Source organism: Cellulomonas sp. ACRRI (assembly GCF_022346185.1).
Taxonomy (GTDB): Bacteria; Actinomycetota; Actinomycetes; order Actinomycetales; family Cellulomonadaceae; genus Cellulomonas.
Map to the genome: position 1 here is coordinate 48,866 of NZ_JAKRMS010000003.1, position 16,484 is coordinate 65,349.

Consider the following 16,484-nt stretch of genomic DNA (forward strand, 5'->3'; position numbering starts at 1 on the left):
CGCTCGAAGCGGCCGACCACACGTGCGAAGGTGCCGCATGCCCACTGACACCGAACGCGTGCGCGTGCTGGTCGTCGAGGACGAGAGCGTGCTCGCCGCCGTCATCGGCGACTACCTACGTGCCGACGGCTACGACGTGGCCGTGGTCGGCGACGGCGCCCACGCGCTGGAAACCGCCCGCTCGATCGCGCCGCACGTCGTGGTGCTCGACCTCGGCCTGCCCGGAGTTGACGGCATCGAGGTGTGCCGGCGTCTGCGGGAGTTCTCCGACGCCTACGTGGTGATGCTCACCGCACGCGCGGACGAGACGGAGGTGCTGCAGGGCCTGCGTTCCGGTGCGGACGACTACATGACCAAGCCGTTCCGGCCGCGCGAGCTGCTCGCCCGGGTCCGCACGCTGCTGCGACGCGCTCGCACACCCGGCCCGCTGGCACCGCCGACGCGTGAGATCGGCGGCCTGCGCGTGGACCTGCGCAGCCGCGAGGTCACACTCGAAGGGGCGGCGGTGGACCTGACGCCGACCGAGTTCGACCTGCTCGCCTGCCTGATCGACAACGCCGGGACCGCCATGTCGCGGCGCGCGCTGATCGAGGCGCTGCGGGGGGAGAACTGGTTCGGCGACGAGAGCCTGATCGACGTGCACGTGCTGCACCTGCGGCGCAAGCTCGGCGACGACGCCGCGACTCAGCGGTTCGTCCGCACAGTGCGCGGCATCGGCTACCAGCTGGGCGACGGATGAGCCGCGCACCGTGGCGGGGCTGGGGGGTCGCCCTCCGGCTGAGCGTCGCGCTCTCGGCGGTCACGCTGGTCACCGTCGCGACCGCCGGGCTGGTCGCCTCGCTGATCGGGCCCGGGATCTTCCACGAGAACCTGTTGCAGCACAACGAGGACGCGTCCGACGACGCGACCGAGCACGCCGAAGCGGCGTTCGGCACGGCTGGCAGCGTCTCGCTGGGCGCGGCCCTGCTGCTCGCGCTGCTCGTGTCCTCGGTGTTGAGCATCTGGATCGCGGGGCGAGTGACCCGGTCGCTGCAACCGATCGTCGCGGCCGCCGGGAGCGTGGCGCGTGGGGTGTATGACCGCCGGGTTCCCGTCCCGGGGTTGGGCGCCGAGTTCGACGACGTCGCGACCGCGATGAACGCGATGTCCGAGCGCCTCGAGCACGTCGATGGCACCCGCCGCCGGCTGCTGGCGGACCTGGCCCACGAGATGCGCACGCCGCTGGCCACCCTGACCGTGTATGTCGACTCGATCGAGGACGGGCTGCGGGACCCTGACGCCGCGACGCTGCAGGTGCTGCGCGACCAGGTGAACCGGCTGAGCCGGCTCGCGGAGGACGTCTCGGCGGTGTCACTCGCCGAGGAGCGGCGCCTGCCGCTGCGCCTCGCGGACGCCGCCCCGGAGGACCTGGTGCGCGCCGCGGCCGCTGCGGCCAACCCTGCCTATGCCGCCAAGGGCGTGTACCTCCAGGTCGACACCGCGGCCCGCGCCCCGGCAGTCGTCGTGGACCGCGACCGCATCGGGCAGGTCCTGGCCAACCTTCTGGACAACGCGCTGCGGCACAGCGACCCCGGAGCCGCCGTCGTCGTGCGGGTCCGCGCCGAGCGGGACGCCGTCGCCATCGGCGTGCACGACACGGGCGACGGCATCGCCCCGGAACACCTGTCCCACGTGTTCGACCGGTTCTACCGGGCCGACGCGGCCCGCGACCGGGACCACGGTGGCTCAGGGATCGGGCTGACGGTGAGCAGGGCGTTCGCGGAGGCACACGACGGATCGTTGGAAGCCGCCAGCCCCGGCGCCGGGCAGGGCGCCACCTTCACGCTCCGGCTACCCGCACGGCGGGCACGAGCCGGCGCAGACAGCGCCAGATGAAGGAACGCTGAAGGCGCGCCCCCGCGCCGCTGCGTCGTCGACGCCCCGGCCTACCGTGGTCGCGCCCTCGCGTTCCACGACAGGAATCCCGCATGCGTCGACCCGTTGCCCGCCCCCCGCGTCTGTGGCGCCGCGCAACCGCGACCCTGGTCGCCGTGGCCGTCCTGGTGGCTCTCGCCCCCGCAGCGGGCTCAGCTGACGACCTCGACGACCGGCGACGTGCAGCCCAGGAACGCGCTGACGCCGCCCAGCGCCGCGCCGAGGACCTGCAGGCGTCGATCGAGGGCCTGTCCGCCGACCTCGCGCAGGCCGTCAGCGATCTCGCAGCGACCGAGGCCCGGCTGCCCGCCGCCCAGCAGGAGCTCAGGACCGCACAGGACGAACTGGCCGGCGCCGAACGGCGCGCCGAGCTCGTGCAGGCCCGCCTCGTCGACGCCACGGACCAGCGCGACAGCATCAGCGCCGACCTGACCGAGAACGCCGCACGCGACCAAGACGTCCGGGACAGCATCGGCCAACTCGCGCGCCAGGCGTACCAGGGCGGGGGTGACATGTCCGCCATCGCGGTGGTCCTCGACGCCCAGAGCGTCGATGACTTCAACCGCCGCTACCAGGCCGCCGCGACCGCGCAGCGCGCCCAGCGCGAGCTCGTCCAGGAGCTTGCCGACCTCGCCGGCGACGCCCGGAACGCACAGACCCGTCTGACCGCCGTCACCGATCGGATCGGCGAGCTGAAGGCCGAGGCCGAGGCCGAGGTTGTGCGCGCCGACCAGGCTCGCGCCGCCGCAGCGACGCGTGAGCAGGAGATCGAGGACCTGATCGCCGACCAGCGCTCAACCCAGCAGCGCCTAGCCGGCATGAAGAACCAGGCCGAAGCCGAGCGCGCCCAGGTCGAGAGCGACCGCGCCGCGGTCGAGCAAGAGCTCGCCGGCATCATCGCCGAGCAGCAGCGCGCCGCCGCAGCCAAGCCGGCGCCCGCGGCGCCCGGCGCACAGCAACCGGCCGCGCCCCCGCCGCCCTCCAACGGCGCGGGTGCGATCTTCGCCAACCCGACCTCGATCAACCCGATGTACGTCACGTCCAGCTACGGCATGCGGCTGCACCCGATCCTTGGGTACACGCGCCTGCACGCCGGGATCGACCTACGCACCTACTGCAACACCCCGCTGTACGCCCCGCGCGACGCGACCGTGCAGTGGGCGCAGCGGCGCGGGACGTTCGGCAATCAGGTGATGCTGAACTACGGCACCGTGAACGGTCAGCCGATGATGAGCAGCTCGAACCACCTCACGAGCTTTGCCGTGTCGACCGGTCAGCAGGTGCGCCGGGGCGACCTCATCGGTTACTCCGGCAACACGGGCCTGTCTGGTGCCTGCCATCTGCACTTCGAGGTGTACGTGAACGGTTCCACCGTCGACCCCGCACCGCTGCTGGGGCGGTGACCAGGATGCGTACTGCTCTCCGCGCAGCGGCACTTGTCGCTACTGCCGTTGTGGCGCTGGCCGGGTGCGCCCCGTCCGAGACCACGGGCGCGAGTGTGCCGAACCAGGGCTACGTCTCCGGCGACGGCAGCGTCCAGACCTGGGACGTCGACGAACGGGGCGAGCCGGTCGCGGTCACCGGCACGACGTACCAGGGCGAACAGGTCGACACTGCGGACTGGCTCGGGCAGATCGTGGTGCTCAACACCTGGTACGCCGCGTGCCCGCCGTGCCGGAGCGAGGCGCCGACGCTCGCCGCGCTCGCCCGCGACCGCGCAGACGACGGCGTTCGTCTGCTCGGGATCAACGTCGAGGACGCCGCGGGCGCGGCGCTGGCGTTCGAGCGCACCTTCGACATCCCGTACCCGTCGATCGACGACTCCGGGGGCACGGCGGTCAGCGCCCTGTCGGGGACCATCCCGCTCCAGGCCGTTCCCACCACCGTGATCCTCGACCGCCAGGGACGAGTCGCCGCACGAATCGTCGGCCTCGCCGAGGAATCCACCCTCGGCGCCGTCGTCGACGACGTCGTCGCCGAGTCAGGTGCGCCGTGACCGGGCGCCGCGACACCTGATGCTCCCCGCGGACTTCTCAGGGCCGGCTCGGATCCCGACCGTCCCGCCGGGTATGGCCTCCTACCTCGCGCCGTGGATCCAGCCGGTTCCCGTGCTGCCGGTGATCGCCGTGCTTCTCGGTTCCGCCTACGTCATCGGCGTCATCCTGCGGCACCGCAGCGGGCACCGGTGGCCCGTGAGCCGGACGCTGTCGTTCCTCGGCGGGTGCGTCGTGCTGCTGATCGTCACCGGGGCAGGCGTCGAGGGCTACGGCTACGAGATGTTCTCGGTCTTCATGTTCCAGCAGCTCACCTTGATGATGTTCGTCGCTCCCCTGCTGGTGCTCGGCCGACCGGGCACTCTGCTCCTGCACGCGGCCCCGCATCACGGACCGGGCCGGGTGCTCCTGGTCGGGGCGCGCCGCGCGCTGCGGTCGCCGATCGCCGCCGCAGCGTTGCACCCGGCAGTCACGGTGCCGCTGTTCCTGCTCGCGTTCTACGGCCTGTACCTAACCGACGCCGCCGGTGTTGTGCTGTCCTCGTGGTCCGGGCACACGGCCCTGGAGGTGGCGCTCCTCGTCGCGGGCGTGCTGTTCGCGGCCCCGGTGCTGTCGCGTGACCCGCTACCGCGTCGACAGAGCCACGCCGGGCGTGCGCTGGACGTGGCGGTGGAGATGCCGCTGCACGCGTTCTTCGGGGTCGTACTGATGATGGCGACCATGCCCGTGGTCACGGCGTTCGGGCACCCGCCAGCTAGTTGGGGGGTGGACTTGGTCACCGACCAGCAGACCGCCGGTGCCTTGGCCTGGTCCTACGGGGAACTGCCCACGCTGATCGTGCTGCTCATCGTCTTGTCCCGCTGGCACCGTGAGGAGACGGTCAGCACCGCGCTGCGCGACCGCCGCGCAGACAGGGACGGCGACGTCGAGCTCGACGCCTACAACGCCTACCTCGCCGGTCTCGCCGCCCGCGACCGGCGCACCACCTGAGCGACCCGTCCCGCCGGGTCCCCGTTCCGAACCACGTCCACTAGCAACCGCGCCACCCCGAGAGGTCCGACATGCACCACGTCCCCACGCCCACGCCGCTGCGCCGACGGTCGGTGGCCCGCCTCGCGCTGATCCCGGTGCTCGCCCTCGCAGCGTTTGCCGTGTCCACCGGTCCGGCCGCCGCGCACTCGGGGATGACGGGCTCGGATCCTGCGGACGGCGCAACGGTCGATGTCGCGCCCGACGCCGTCTCGCTCACGTTCAACGAGGCACCGCAGGCGCTCGGTACCGAGGTCGCGGTGGTTGGTCCCGATGGAGCGCGCGTCAGCGAGGGCGTAACCACGGTCGCCGACGTCACGGTCACCCAGGCCCTGTCCGCGACTCGACCTGCCGGGACCTACGTGATCCAGTGGCGGGTGACCTCTGCCGACGGGCACCCGCTGTCCGGTGAACTCACGTTCACGGCCTCGGCCGGTACCGGCGTCCAGGCGTCGGTCGACGAGGGATCCACCCATCCAGAGCCGGAACCGATCCAGGAGACCACCGCACCGAGCGCCGAGAACACTGCAGAGACCGCCGCGCCGAGCGGCATGGACGAGGAGGAGATCTCCTGGCAGTGGGGCCCGACCTCGATCATCGCCCTGGTCGCGATCGCTGCCGCAGCCGGCGCACTCGTCGTGGTCGCGCTGCGCCTGCGCCGACGCAACTTCGGGACCCGGGGCGAGGACCTGGAGCACGGCGACCGGTGATCCCAGCTTAGTCGGATCTTCATCAGCCGGCCCCTCACCGACGGACCTGCCAGGGACGATCCAGTCGCTGCACCGCACCGCGCGCGTGCCAGCAGCGAGGAGGGGCGCATGCCCGAACAGCGAATCATCGGTTCCAGCAGCAGGATCGGTGGCCAGCGACCATCATCGTCGGCGAGCACCGACTCCCAGCCCACGCCCGCGCCCGTACCGACACCGGCCAAGCGCAGCAGACGCACCCTCGTGCTCGTCGCGATCCTCGTCGCCGTGGCGGGCGTGGCCTGGTACCTGCTTCGCGGGAACGCTGCATCGGAAGCGGAACCGGCGGAAGTCGAGCTCGGCACCGTGCAGGCGGTCGAACCGATCAGCATCAACCTCGCGAACGGCCGCTACCTGCGTCTGGGCCTCGGCCTGCAGCTCACCGCCGAGGTGGCCGAGGACGTCGACACCGTCAAGGCGCTGGATCTCGCGATCGCGTTGTTCTCCCAGCGGTCGATCGACGAGCTGAACACCCCCGAGGGCAGGGACGCACTCAAGAACGAGCTCGCGACCCAGCTGACCGAGGTCTACGAGGGAGAGGTCGTCGACGTGTACTTCAGCAACTTCGTCTACCAGTGACCGCCCCCGAGACCCTGCCGGAGTCTTCATCGAACCTCAACCACCGCCGGCGGTCCGTGAGAGCACCCAGCGCTTACGGTGAGAACACCCCGCGGCGGTAGCGCTCGATGGATCCGAGCCCCCCGCCGCCGCGGGGCCCATCCGTCGTTTTCCCGCCCCAGGAGCCGTGCCGGACATGCCTGCCGTGCTCCCGGCCGCGACGGCGAGCACGGTCGAGACGGGCAAGGTCACTCGGCCAGTTCGGGCGTTGCTGTGCGCCGCGGCGGGAGGGGCGCTGACCAGCGCAGCGTTCCCTGAGCGCGGATGGTGGCCGGTGGCCTTCGCCGGGATCGGCGTTCTCGTCCTGGCATCTCGCCGCCTCGGCGTGGGGTCGACTGCGCTCGTCTGGTTCGGGTGGGCAGCGGCGTTCTTCCTGCCCCATCTGAGCTGGGCGCGCGAAGCAGCGGGACCGCTCGCGTGGGTCGCGCTGTCGGTTCTCGAGGCCGCCGTGGTCGCGGTCACCGGGATGGCGTGGTCCCTGGCCCGGCGGGCGGCGTTCGTCGTGAGGGTTCCCGGCCTGGGTGCGGTGGTGTTCGCTTCCGTGTGGGTCACCGGCGAGCAGGTCCGGTCGGTGCTGCCGTTCGGCGGCTTCCCATGGGGACGTCTTGCCTTCTCACAGGTCGACGGCCCGCTGCTGCCGATCGCGTCGCTAGCCGGTGCACCCGGACTGTCGTTCGCCGTCGCCCTCGGCGGGTACGCGCTGTCCGCGGTCCTGCTCGCGGCGAGGCACCGTCAGCCACGCCGGGTGGTGACCGTGATCGCGGCAACCGCCGCGGCGCTGACGCCGGGAACATTCAATGCGCTTCCGACGCAACCGGAGACGGGCGAGCTGCGGCTGGGCGCCGTCCAGGGGAACGTCCCCGAAGACCCGGGACGAGGCCGTGCCCGCGAGGTGCTCGACAACCACGTCGAGGGAACACGCGCGGTCGCCGGCAGGCAGTCCGAGCCGCTGGACCTCGTGGTCTGGCCCGAGAACGCCACCGACATTGACCCGCGGACCGACGCGGGCGCGGCGGCACGTGTCCAGGACGCCGCCGACTCGGCCGGGGCGCCCGTGCTGCTCGGGGCAATGAGGTACGAACCGGACGCCCGGTACAACGACGTCCTCGTGTGGGACCCGGCGTCGGGACCGGTGGCCGCGTACACCAAGCAACGACCGGCGCCATTCGGCGAGTACATCCCCCTGCGAAGGTTCGTCCGCCTGTTCTCGACGGAGGTGGACCGGGTTGCGGTCGACATGGTCGCCGGCCAGGAGCCCGCGCTGCTGCCCGTGCCCTCGACCCGGCTCTCGCGAGACGTCCTCGCCGCGACCGTCATCTGCTTCGAGGTCGCCTACGACGACGTCGTGCGCGACGCAGTGCGGCGGGGTGCGGAGATACTCCTGGTCCCGACGAACAACGCCTCCTTCGGGCGCACCGCCCAGTCCACGCAGCAACTGGCGATGACGCGGCTACGGGCTGTGGAACACGGCCGAGCGGCCGTCCAGATCTCCACCGTCGGGGTGAGTGCGATCATCGCGCCTGACGGAACAATCCTCGACCGTACGTCCCTGTTCACCAGCGACACGATGACCGAGCGTCTGCCGTTGCGGACGACACTCACGATCGCCGATCGTCTTGCGGATGCCCCGACCGTGGCTGCGTGGATCCTGTCGTTCGGGGCAGTCACTGGTGGTCTCGGACGAGTCGGTAGATGCCGTCGGAAGCCGAACGGACCAGGCGAAGACTGATCTGGGGGCGATGCCGAGGAGCGCCGGCCCGTGGACTGTGGCGTCGGCGCGGGCCAGCGCTCTCACGGTGAGGCGCTCAGCGCCGTCCGGTCATGACCTGCGCGCTGAAGGCCCAGAACCGGCAGCGCCTACCCCGCACAGCAGTCGGGTGCGGGGTCAAGTCCCGTCTGTCCTGAAGTGGCTCGTCCCGTCGCCAGCATCTTCGGTGTTCCCCGCGGCGGACACCGGGTCGTGGCGGGGAACACCGAAGATCAGGGCCGGACGGGCTAAGCGGCGAGCTCCTGGCGCTGCGGCACGGCCACGCGCGCCTTGTAGCGGCCCGCGCGGACGCCGTTGGCGATCACGAAGACCTCCGCGACCTCGTGCACGAGGACGACGGCCGCCAGGCCGAGGACACCGAAGAGCGCTAGGGGGATGAGCACGCCGATCAAGGCGAGCGAGAATGCGACGTTCTGCCACATGATCACGCGGGTCCGCCGGGCGTGCGCGAGGACTCGGGGCAGATGGTGCAGGTCGTTGCCCATGAGCGCGACGTCGGCGGTCTCGATCGCGACGTCGGTGCCCATGGCGCCCATAGCTATGCCGATGTTCGCAGTGGCCAACGCCGGCGCGTCGTTCACCCCGTCACCCACCATCGCGACCGGGCGACGGGACGACAGCTCTCGGACGATGTCGGCCTTGTCCTCTGGGCGCAGCTCGGCATGCACATCGCTGATCCCAGCCTCAGCCGCCAAGGCGCGCGCCGTTCGATCGTTGTCTCCCGTGAGCATCGCGACGTCGTAGCCGGCCCCGGTCAGCTCGCGCACGACGGCGGCGGCTTCGGGGCGCAGCTCGTCGCGTACGCCGATCGCACCGAGCAGTTCGCCGGCCGTCTCGACCAGCACGGCGGTCTCGCCCCGCTCCTGCATCCGTGCGATGTCCGCACGCAGGGGCCCGGCCTCGATCCACCCGGGTCGACCTAGACGGACCGGTTGTCCGTCGAGGCTGCCAGTGATCCCAGAGCCGGTGACCGCGGCCACGTCCTGGACGTCCGGTCGGTCAGTGGTCGCCGCGAGGATGGCCCGCGCCAGCGGGTGCTCGCTGCGCGACTCCAGCCCGGCGGCCACGGCCAGCAGCTCGTCGCGGGTGTGGCCGAAGGCCGCGACCACGTCCACCACCGCCGGGGCGTTGGCGGTCAGCGTGCCGGTCTTGTCCAGGGCCAGCGATCGAATCTTCCCGAGCTCCTCAAGCGCAGCGCCACCCTTGACCAGCACTCCACCCTTGGTGGCGGCGCCCACCGCAGCGACCACGGTCACCGGAACGGAGATCGCCAGCGCGCAGGGCGACGCCGCGACCAGCACGACGAGCGCGCGCTCGATCCACAGCGTCGGGTCGCCCGCCAGGGCACCGACGACGGCGATGAGTGCTGCCGCGATCAGGATCCCGGGGACCAGCCGGGAGGCGATCGCGTCAGCCAGGCGCTGCCCGCCGCCCTTGCGTGCCTGCTCGGCCTCGACGATGTGCACGATCCGAGCGAGGGAGTTGTCCTCGGCGGTCGTGGTGACCTCGACCTCCAGTGCGCCCGTGCCGTTGATGGAACCCGCCAGCACGGTGTGCCCGGGACCGGCTTCGACCGGGACGGACTCTCCGGTCAGCGCTGAGACGTCCAGCGCAGTCGCGCCGCTGCGGATCACCCCGTCGGTGGCGATGCGCTCTCCGGGACGTACGAGCAGGACCTCGCCGATGGCCAGGGTCGCCGGCTCGACCGTGACGGGTCGCCCCTCTCGCAGGACTGTGGCCTCGGTCGGCACCAGGTCGAGCAACGCTCGCAGCCCGCGCCGGGTGCGGGCCAGGGAGTACTCCTCCAGGCCCTCGGAGATGGAGTAGAGGATCGCCAGCATCGCAGCTTCCTCCACCTGGCCCAGGATCACCGCGCCCACTGCCGCGATCGTCATCAAGGTGCCGACGCCGATCCGGCCCTTGCGCAGCCTGCGCAGGGTCCCGGGGACGAACGTGGACGCGGCGATGATCAGCGCCGCGGCCTCACCGGCGAGCACGATCCAGTGCGGCACGTCGGCACGGGAGACCAGCCAGGTGGCACCGAGCACCACCGCGGCGAGCGCGGCCGCGCGGATCTCGCTCACCTGCCACAGGCTCGTGGACTCCTCAGCCTCCTCGACCTCGGTCCCGTCGGCGTCATCGGAGCAGCCGCACGCGTCGCTCATCGGACGACCTCCACACCCTCGAGCGAAGCCTCAGTGCCGTACCGCGGGCAGAGCGCGACCAGGTTGCCGGTCGCCGCCAGAAGGACCTCCGCGGCAGCCAGCATGTCCAGAAGCTCCGGGCGCGCCAACGAGTAGTACACCCGCCGACCCTCCATCCGGCCCTCGACCAGGCCGCAGTCGCGCAGACAGCCCACGTGCGAGGAGACCGTCGACTGAGCCAGCCCCAGATCCCGGGTCAGCTCGGCTACCCGCGCCTCACCGGTCGCCAGGCGTCGGACGATCGCCAGCCGCGCTGGGTCGGCCAACGACCGGAACAGGGCAACCCCTGGCTCCACACCCTCGACTGAAGCGGAGCACTCGGACACCTTGGTGATCTGCATGTGTCGATAATAAACGATGTGCGTCGATCATAGGGTCGGGGTCGAAATCGGTTGGAAGAGGGTCGGGCGCCCCCGCGGCCGCCACTCGTACCCAGCATGAGATGCCGAGCCTGCCGAGGCGACGGCGTCCAGTCCCGAGCAGGTCTCTGAGCACCACGACGGTCGGTTCACTCGCCCTCGAGACGAGCCCGGAAGTGGCGCGCACGGACCCACCGTCAAGCGGTGGTGACGGGTGTGAGTAGCAATCGAAGCAGGTGCACCTGGCGGCACCCACCGTCTGTTGCCGGAGACCTGTCAGCGCTGCCGAAGGTCAAGTCGGCGTAACAGCTGCGCGTTGAGCGCGACGACGATCGTGGAGACCGACATGAGGATCGCGCCGACGGACATCGGCATCACGAACCCGACGGGCGCGAGGACACCTGCTGCGAGCGGGACGGCGATGAGGTTGTAGCCGGCGGCCCACCACAGGTTCTGCTTCATCTTGCGGTAGCTCGCGGAAGATAGGTCGATGACTGACACCACGGATCGCGGGTCGTCGCTGGCGAGGATCACCCCGGCCGAGGCGATCGCGACGTCGGTGCCTGCGCCGATCGCGATGCCGACGTCAGCCTGCGCGAGCGCGGGTGCGTCGTTGACGCCGTCGCCGACCATCGCGACCGTGCGGCCCTCGCGCTGCAGCTCGGAGACCTTGGCGGACTTGTCCTCGGGTCGCACGCCGGCGAAGACCCGGTCGATGCCGATCTCGGTCGCCACGGTGCGTGCGACGGCTTCGGCGTCGCCGGTGATCATGACGACGTCGGCGCCGCGGTCGTGGAGCTGACGGATCGCTGCGCGGGACTCCTCGCGGATCTCGTCGGCGAGCTTCAGGGCGCCGGCGACCTGCCCGTCGACCAGGACGTGCAGGATGATCGCTCCCTGAGCGCGCCACTGCTCGACGCCGTCGAGCTCGGTGACGTCGCGCTCGTGCAGCAGGTTCGGTCCGCCGACCTCGACGGTGCGGCCTGCGACCGACGCCCGGACGCCGACAGCTGGCGAGGACGTGAAGTCGCTCGCCGCGGGCACAAGCACCTGCGCTGCGGCGGTGACGATCGCGCGGGCGAGCGGGTGCTCGCTGTCGGCCTCGGCCGCGGCGGCCATCGCCAGGACGTCGTCGCGCGCGAAGCCGTTCGCGGGGAGGACCTCGGTGACGGTGGGCTGGCCCTTGGTCAGGGTGCCGGTCTTGTCGAACACGACGGTGGAGACCGTGCGCATGCTCTCCAGGGCCAGGCGGTCCTTGACCAGGACGCCGCCGCGGGCGGCGCGCTCGGTGGCGATCGACACCACCAGCGGGATGGCCAGGCCGAGGGCGTGGGGGCAGGCGATCACCAGGACGGTGATGGTGCGGATCACGGCTGCGTCGGGCATCCCGAGGAGCGACCAGACGAACGCGGTGATCGCGGCGGCGCCGAGCGCGAACCAGAACAGCAGGGCTGCCGCGCTGTCAGCCAGGCGCTGGGCGCGCGAGGAGGAGTTCTGCGCCTCGAGCACGAGGCGCTGGATGCCAGCGAGGGCGGTGTCCTCCCCGACGGCGGTCACGCGCAGCCGCAGCGCGGAGTCCGTCGCGACGGTGCCGGCCACGACGTGGTCCCCGGTGGTGCGACGCACGGTGCGTGACTCGCCGGTGACCATGGACTCGTCCATCTCGGCGGCGCCGTCGATGACCGCGCCGTCGGCGGGGACGCGAGCACCGGGACGCACGAGCACGACGTCGTCCACGGTGAGCTCCGACGGGGCGACCCGCACGACGTCGTCTCCCTCGACCCGCTCGGCTTCGTCGGGCAGGAGTGCGGCCAGGGAGTCCAGGGCGGACGTGGTCTGCGCGAGGGACCGCATCTCGATCCAGTGGCCGAGCAGCATGATCACGATGAGCAGCGCGAGCTCCCACCAGAAGTCGAGCTCGTGCGCGACGACCCCGAGGGTCGAGAGCCAGGACGCGACGAAGGCGACGGTGATCGCCAGGGCGATGAGCAGCATCATCCCGGGACGCCGGGACCTCAGTTCTTCGGCCGCTCCGGTCAGGAAGGGCGCGCCTCCCCAGGCGAACATCACGGTGCCGAGCACCGGCGAGATCCACGACAGCCACGCGAGGTCGGGCAGCTCGTAGCCCAGCACCATCGCGAACATGCCGCTGGTCGCCACTACCGGGACCGCGAGCACGAGCATCACCCAGAACAGCCGCCGGAACTTCTCCACGTGACCCGCGTGACCGCCGTGACCGCCATGTCCGCCGTGGCCTTCGTGAGCGGAGTGCGGGTCGTGACCGTGGTCGTCCTGGTGGACGCGGGTCGCGGTCATCGCGTGCCCGTGGTGCCCCTCGTGCGGCAGGTCGGCTGCGTCCTCGCGCATCGGCTGTGCCGCTTGCGGGTGCGTGGCTTGGTTGTCGTGGCGGATGTGGTCCGGCTCGCCGGGGTGGTGCTGGGTGTGGTCGTCGCGGCTCATGTCGGTGGCCTCTCTCGTCGACTGGTCCACGTGGTGATGGCGCTCGACCCCTGCAACCGCATACCCCCCGGGGGTATTCCACCGAGGGGTATGCCGGGACGTCAGGAGATGCGTTCGTGGTCGCCTTGTGGCCGGCTGGTGCCGTCGAGCGGCACCTCGTCGGTGACCGCCGGGCGTGTTCCGGCGTGCGGGTGGGGCGGAGTGCCGTGCCCGCTGCGCCCGCGCCCCATGAGCAGCATCATCGCGACCATCCCGAGTGGGCACGCCAGGAGCAAGGCGTATCGCAGGGCGCCGGACAGGTCGACGCCAAGTGCGAGCAGCAGCGCGAGGACAACGGCTGCGGCGATGGCCATGTGCTTGAGGTGGTGCTTGATCACGTGTTGCTCCGTCTACTCGATGTCAGGTTGTCGCCCGATCTCGATCCTCGACGTGCCGGGTGGCGGCAGCCCTTCATTGCTGGTGAAGCGTCGATGAAACCGACGAGCTTGGCACGGACAAAGCAGCGCCACCGGGGCAAGGGGGTGTCCCGGTGGCGCTGCGTCGTGGGTGCTCACATGTCGGCGAGCATCTGCTTCATCTTCGCGATCTCCTCGGTCTGGTCGCCGATGATCGTCCCGGCCAGGGCGAGTGCGTCCTTGTTCAGGCCGTTGGCCTGCTCCTGCTCGGACATGGTGATCGCGCCCTGGTGGTGCTCGATCATCATCTCCAGGAACATCCGGTCGAAGTCCGCGCCGGCGTCCTGGAGCTGCTGCATCTGGGCGTCGTCGGCCATGCCGGTGTGGCCGCTGGAGTGGTCCATGCCACCCATGTCGTCATCACTGCTGGACGGCTCCTCGCCCCAGGTCTCCAGCCAGGAGGTCATGAGGTCGATCTCGGGCTGCTGGGCGAACTGGATGTCGCTGGACAGCTGCTGGACCTCTTCGCTCTGAGCGCGCCCCTCAGCCATGGCGGCCATCTCGATGGCGCCCTGGTGGTGCAGGATCATCATCTGCGCGAACTCGGTGTCCGCGTCGTTGTGCTCCTGGGACGTGGCCGCCGCGTCGGATGTGCTGGTGCTGGGCTGCTCGCCGCTGGTGGTCTCGGCACCGTTGGAGCAGGCGCTGAGGACGACTCCGAGGGCCAGCGACGCCGCAGCGACTGCGAGCGTGTGGCGCTTCTTCGGGGACATGGGGACTCCTTCGGGTAGGGCTGGCTCGTCGCGCTGCAGGTCAGGCGACGGGCGCGGTCATGCTCGGGGCGCCGGTGGCGGTGGGGCCGCCGCAGCAGCTGCTCCCGGCCGGTGCCGTGGTGGTGCCGACCTGGGTGTCGGCGCCGCAGCACCCCGCCTGGGGGCTCGCGGTCTGCTCCGCGGCGGTGTCGTCCGGACGGTCGAGCTCGTCCTCGTCGGTCATCGTGAACTGGCAGCACTGGTCGCTCATGGGCGTCTCCTTGGGTGGGTCAGGCGGGCAGGTTGGCCTGGACCTGCTTGAGCAGGTCGCCGGGGGCCAGCCACATGGAGGGGTAGTTGCCGGACCAGCGGCGGGTGCCGTCGGCGTCGACGAGGACGAAGCTGTGGCCGGGGAGTCCTGCGTGCATGCCGGTGCCGAGCGTCCCGTACTGCTCGGAGACGGTGCCGTCGTCGAGCAGGAAGGGGGTCGTGACGCCGTAGGTGGCCATGTCGGCGCTGATCTGCTCGGCGGTGTTCATGACGATCGGCAGGACGGTGATGCCGGCGTCGACGAAGGCGGGGTCCTTCTCGATCTCACCCATCTGCTGCAGGCAGGATCCGCAGCCGGCGCCCTCGTTGAAGTACAGGACGACCGGGGTGCCGCGGAAGTCCGACAGGCTCACGGTGGAGCCGTCGGTGCTCTTGAGCGTGAAGTCGGGAGCGGGTCCGGCCTCGGTGGAGGTGACCTCGCGCGAGGACAGCAACGCGGCGGTGACCACGGCGATCACGAGGACGACCAGTGCGGCAGAGGCGGTGGTGATGACGATCCTGCGTCGCCGGTCGTGCCGCTGCTGGTCGTGCCGGACCTGGGCGAGGGCGGCGGCGCGCTGCTTGCGGGCGGCCGTGGCGGAGGTCATCGGTGTGCTCCTTCGGTGTCGTGCTCGTGGCAGCTCGCCTCGCCCGTGGGTCGCTGCTCGGGAGTGGTCTCGGGCCGGGTGGTGCGTGCGCGCCGGCGCTCGGACAAGGTGCCCCACACGAACAGTGCGGCCAGGGCGACCAGCGCCAGTCCGAGCACGGGCTCGGGGACCGGGGAGGTCCAGTCCTCGAACCGGGAGAACACGGAGGTCAGGGTGCGGCCGATCGCGGCCTGCGCCTGGGTTCCTCGGGTCATGTCCGGGCTGCCGGCGAGCAGGATCACGGCGACACCCATGACCGTGAACCCGGCTGCGACGGCGATGTTCAAGGTGCTCGTGGTGAGCGTGCGGCCGGCCAGGCGCAGCCGGACGGTCCTGGGGCTCAGCCAGGTCCGGTCCCGTAGCCGGGCCTTGTCCCAGATCAGTGCCATCACGAACAGCGGGAAGACCATCCCGAAGACGTACGCCAGGCCCAGCAGCAGCCCACCGGCTGGCGACCCCGACAGTGCGGACAGCGTCATCACGCCGGCGAGCACGGGTGCGCAGCAGCTGGAGGCGATCCCGGAGAAGACGCCCAGGGCGAAGAAGCTCGCGGTGTCCCCTCCGCGGGTGTCGGGGGCGCGCAGCGCGCTCGGCAGCGACCACATGCGCCCTGACAGCGCGAGCGCGGCGAGCGCGAGCATCAGGGCGCCGCCGGCGTAGTACAGCGGCGCGTGGTACCGGGCGATCGCGCCGGCGACCATGCTGACCCCGAGGGTGATGGGCAGCAGGACGGTCGCCAGGCCGGCGGCGAACACGAACGTCAGGGGCAGCAGCCGCCACCGCCGGTTCTTGACGGCGCCGGCGAGGTAGCTCGGCGCGAGGAACACGATGCAGCACGGCGCGAACAGCGCGACGCCGCCGGCGAAGAACGCCGCCAGAACGCTGCCGGTCGTCAGCAGCTCCGAACCCATCTCAGCGCACCGCGGTCAGCGGGACGTCGGCGCCGCGCTGGCGAAGCAGGTCGAGAAGGTGCCCGGTGCGCAGTCGCCCGGAGCTGACGAACTCCCCGTCGAGCAGAACCAGTGGGCTCATCGCCGCACGGTGCTCGGCGACCAGCTGCTGCCCCTCGTCGGACCGTGCCTCGAGAACCCGCAAGCGCAGCGGTGTGCGCTCGCGCAGCCGGTCGAGGGTGTCGAGTGCGGCGTCGCAGAGGTGGCATGCGGGTGAGCGCACCACCGTGACGACCGGGTCGGTCAGGCTCTTCAACTGGCCGGGCGTGCTGGGCATGCCACCACGGTCCCGCGCACCACCTGCGCCGACGATCACGCGTGCATCAAGTTTCGATGAAG

General features: G+C 71.2%; 17 protein-coding genes. 8 read left to right on the top strand and 9 right to left on the bottom strand.

Features of this window, described 5'->3' with window-relative positions:
* Positions 1–37 precede the first annotated feature (37 nt).
* From MHY85_RS01615 to lnt, 8 genes are all read left to right on the top strand, one after another.
* Positions 38–739 carry a response regulator transcription factor gene (locus MHY85_RS01615; protein WP_147794759.1) on the top strand — a complete coding sequence of 234 codons (702 nt, stop codon included), beginning with the start codon at positions 38–40 and terminating at the stop codon, positions 737–739.
* On the top strand, positions 736–1,875 hold the full coding sequence (locus MHY85_RS01620) for a cell wall metabolism sensor histidine kinase WalK (RefSeq protein WP_218706741.1): 1,140 nt from the start codon (positions 736–738) through the stop codon (positions 1,873–1,875). The genes MHY85_RS01615 and MHY85_RS01620 overlap by 4 nt, the downstream gene beginning before the upstream one ends.
* A 155-nt stretch (positions 1,876–2,030) precedes the next feature.
* Positions 2,031–3,317: a M23 family metallopeptidase gene (locus tag MHY85_RS01625; RefSeq protein ID WP_239192355.1), complete on the top strand. Its 1,287-nt coding sequence runs from the start codon at positions 2,031–2,033 to the stop codon at positions 3,315–3,317.
* A 95-nt stretch (positions 3,318–3,412) separates the two neighbouring features.
* Positions 3,413–3,910, top strand: coding sequence for a TlpA disulfide reductase family protein (locus MHY85_RS01630; protein ID WP_239192358.1), 498 nt, complete (start codon positions 3,413–3,415; stop codon positions 3,908–3,910).
* A 73-nt stretch (positions 3,911–3,983) separates the two neighbouring features.
* Positions 3,984–4,898, top strand: coding sequence for a cytochrome c oxidase assembly protein (locus MHY85_RS01635; protein WP_239192361.1), 915 nt, complete (start codon positions 3,984–3,986; stop codon positions 4,896–4,898).
* A gap of 113 nt (positions 4,899–5,011) precedes the next feature.
* Positions 5,012–5,647, top strand: coding sequence for a copper resistance CopC family protein (locus tag MHY85_RS01640; RefSeq protein WP_218706744.1), 636 nt, complete (start codon positions 5,012–5,014; stop codon positions 5,645–5,647).
* Positions 5,648–5,755: 108 nt separating this feature from the next.
* Positions 5,756–6,262 carry a flagellar basal body-associated protein FliL gene (gene fliL / locus MHY85_RS01645; RefSeq protein WP_218706745.1) on the top strand — a complete coding sequence of 169 codons (507 nt, stop codon included), beginning with the start codon at positions 5,756–5,758 and terminating at the stop codon, positions 6,260–6,262.
* Between the two features lie 175 nt (positions 6,263–6,437).
* Positions 6,438–8,030, top strand: coding sequence for an apolipoprotein N-acyltransferase (gene lnt, locus MHY85_RS01650; protein ID WP_218706746.1), 1,593 nt, complete (start codon positions 6,438–6,440; stop codon positions 8,028–8,030).
* Positions 8,031–8,296: 266 nt separating this feature from the next.
* On the opposite strand, the gene MHY85_RS01655 is transcribed toward lnt, so the two are convergent.
* The 9 genes from MHY85_RS01655 to MHY85_RS01695 all read right to left on the bottom strand — a co-directional run bounded on the left by MHY85_RS01655 (position 8,297) and on the right by MHY85_RS01695 (position 16,422).
* A complete protein-coding gene (locus MHY85_RS01655; RefSeq protein ID WP_218706747.1) occupies positions 8,297–10,234 on the bottom strand; it encodes a cation-translocating P-type ATPase in 1,938 nt (645 codons plus the stop codon).
* Positions 10,231–10,614, bottom strand: a complete 384-nt coding sequence (locus tag MHY85_RS01660) for a helix-turn-helix transcriptional regulator (RefSeq protein ID WP_147794765.1) — start codon at positions 10,612–10,614, stop codon at positions 10,231–10,233. Before MHY85_RS01660 ends, MHY85_RS01655 begins: the two co-directional genes overlap by 4 nt.
* Positions 10,615–10,908: 294 nt before the next feature.
* Positions 10,909–13,092 carry a heavy metal translocating P-type ATPase gene (locus MHY85_RS01665; RefSeq protein WP_218706748.1) on the bottom strand — a complete coding sequence of 728 codons (2,184 nt, stop codon included), beginning with the start codon at positions 13,090–13,092 and terminating at the stop codon, positions 10,909–10,911.
* A 101-nt stretch (positions 13,093–13,193) separates the two neighbouring features.
* Positions 13,194–13,469 carry a DUF2933 domain-containing protein gene (locus tag MHY85_RS01670; RefSeq protein WP_147794767.1) on the bottom strand — a complete coding sequence of 92 codons (276 nt, stop codon included), beginning with the start codon at positions 13,467–13,469 and terminating at the stop codon, positions 13,194–13,196.
* Positions 13,470–13,642: 173 nt separating this feature from the next.
* Positions 13,643–14,260, bottom strand: coding sequence for a DUF305 domain-containing protein (locus MHY85_RS01675; RefSeq protein WP_147794768.1), 618 nt, complete (start codon positions 14,258–14,260; stop codon positions 13,643–13,645).
* A 40-nt stretch (positions 14,261–14,300) separates the two neighbouring features.
* A complete protein-coding gene (locus tag MHY85_RS01680) occupies positions 14,301–14,510 on the bottom strand; it encodes a hypothetical protein (protein WP_218706749.1) in 210 nt (69 codons plus the stop codon).
* Between the two features lie 19 nt (positions 14,511–14,529).
* Entirely contained in the window at positions 14,530–15,156 is a 627-nt protein-coding gene (locus MHY85_RS01685; RefSeq protein ID WP_147794770.1) for a peroxiredoxin, read from the bottom strand.
* Positions 15,153–16,106, bottom strand: coding sequence for a cytochrome c biogenesis CcdA family protein (locus MHY85_RS01690; RefSeq protein WP_218706750.1), 954 nt, complete (start codon positions 16,104–16,106; stop codon positions 15,153–15,155). The genes MHY85_RS01685 and MHY85_RS01690 overlap by 4 nt, the downstream gene beginning before the upstream one ends.
* Position 16,107: 1 nt before the next feature.
* Complete coding sequence (locus MHY85_RS01695; RefSeq protein WP_218706751.1) at positions 16,108–16,422, bottom strand: glutaredoxin; 315 nt, start codon at positions 16,420–16,422, stop codon at positions 16,108–16,110.
* Between the last annotated feature and the right edge of the window lie 62 nt (positions 16,423–16,484).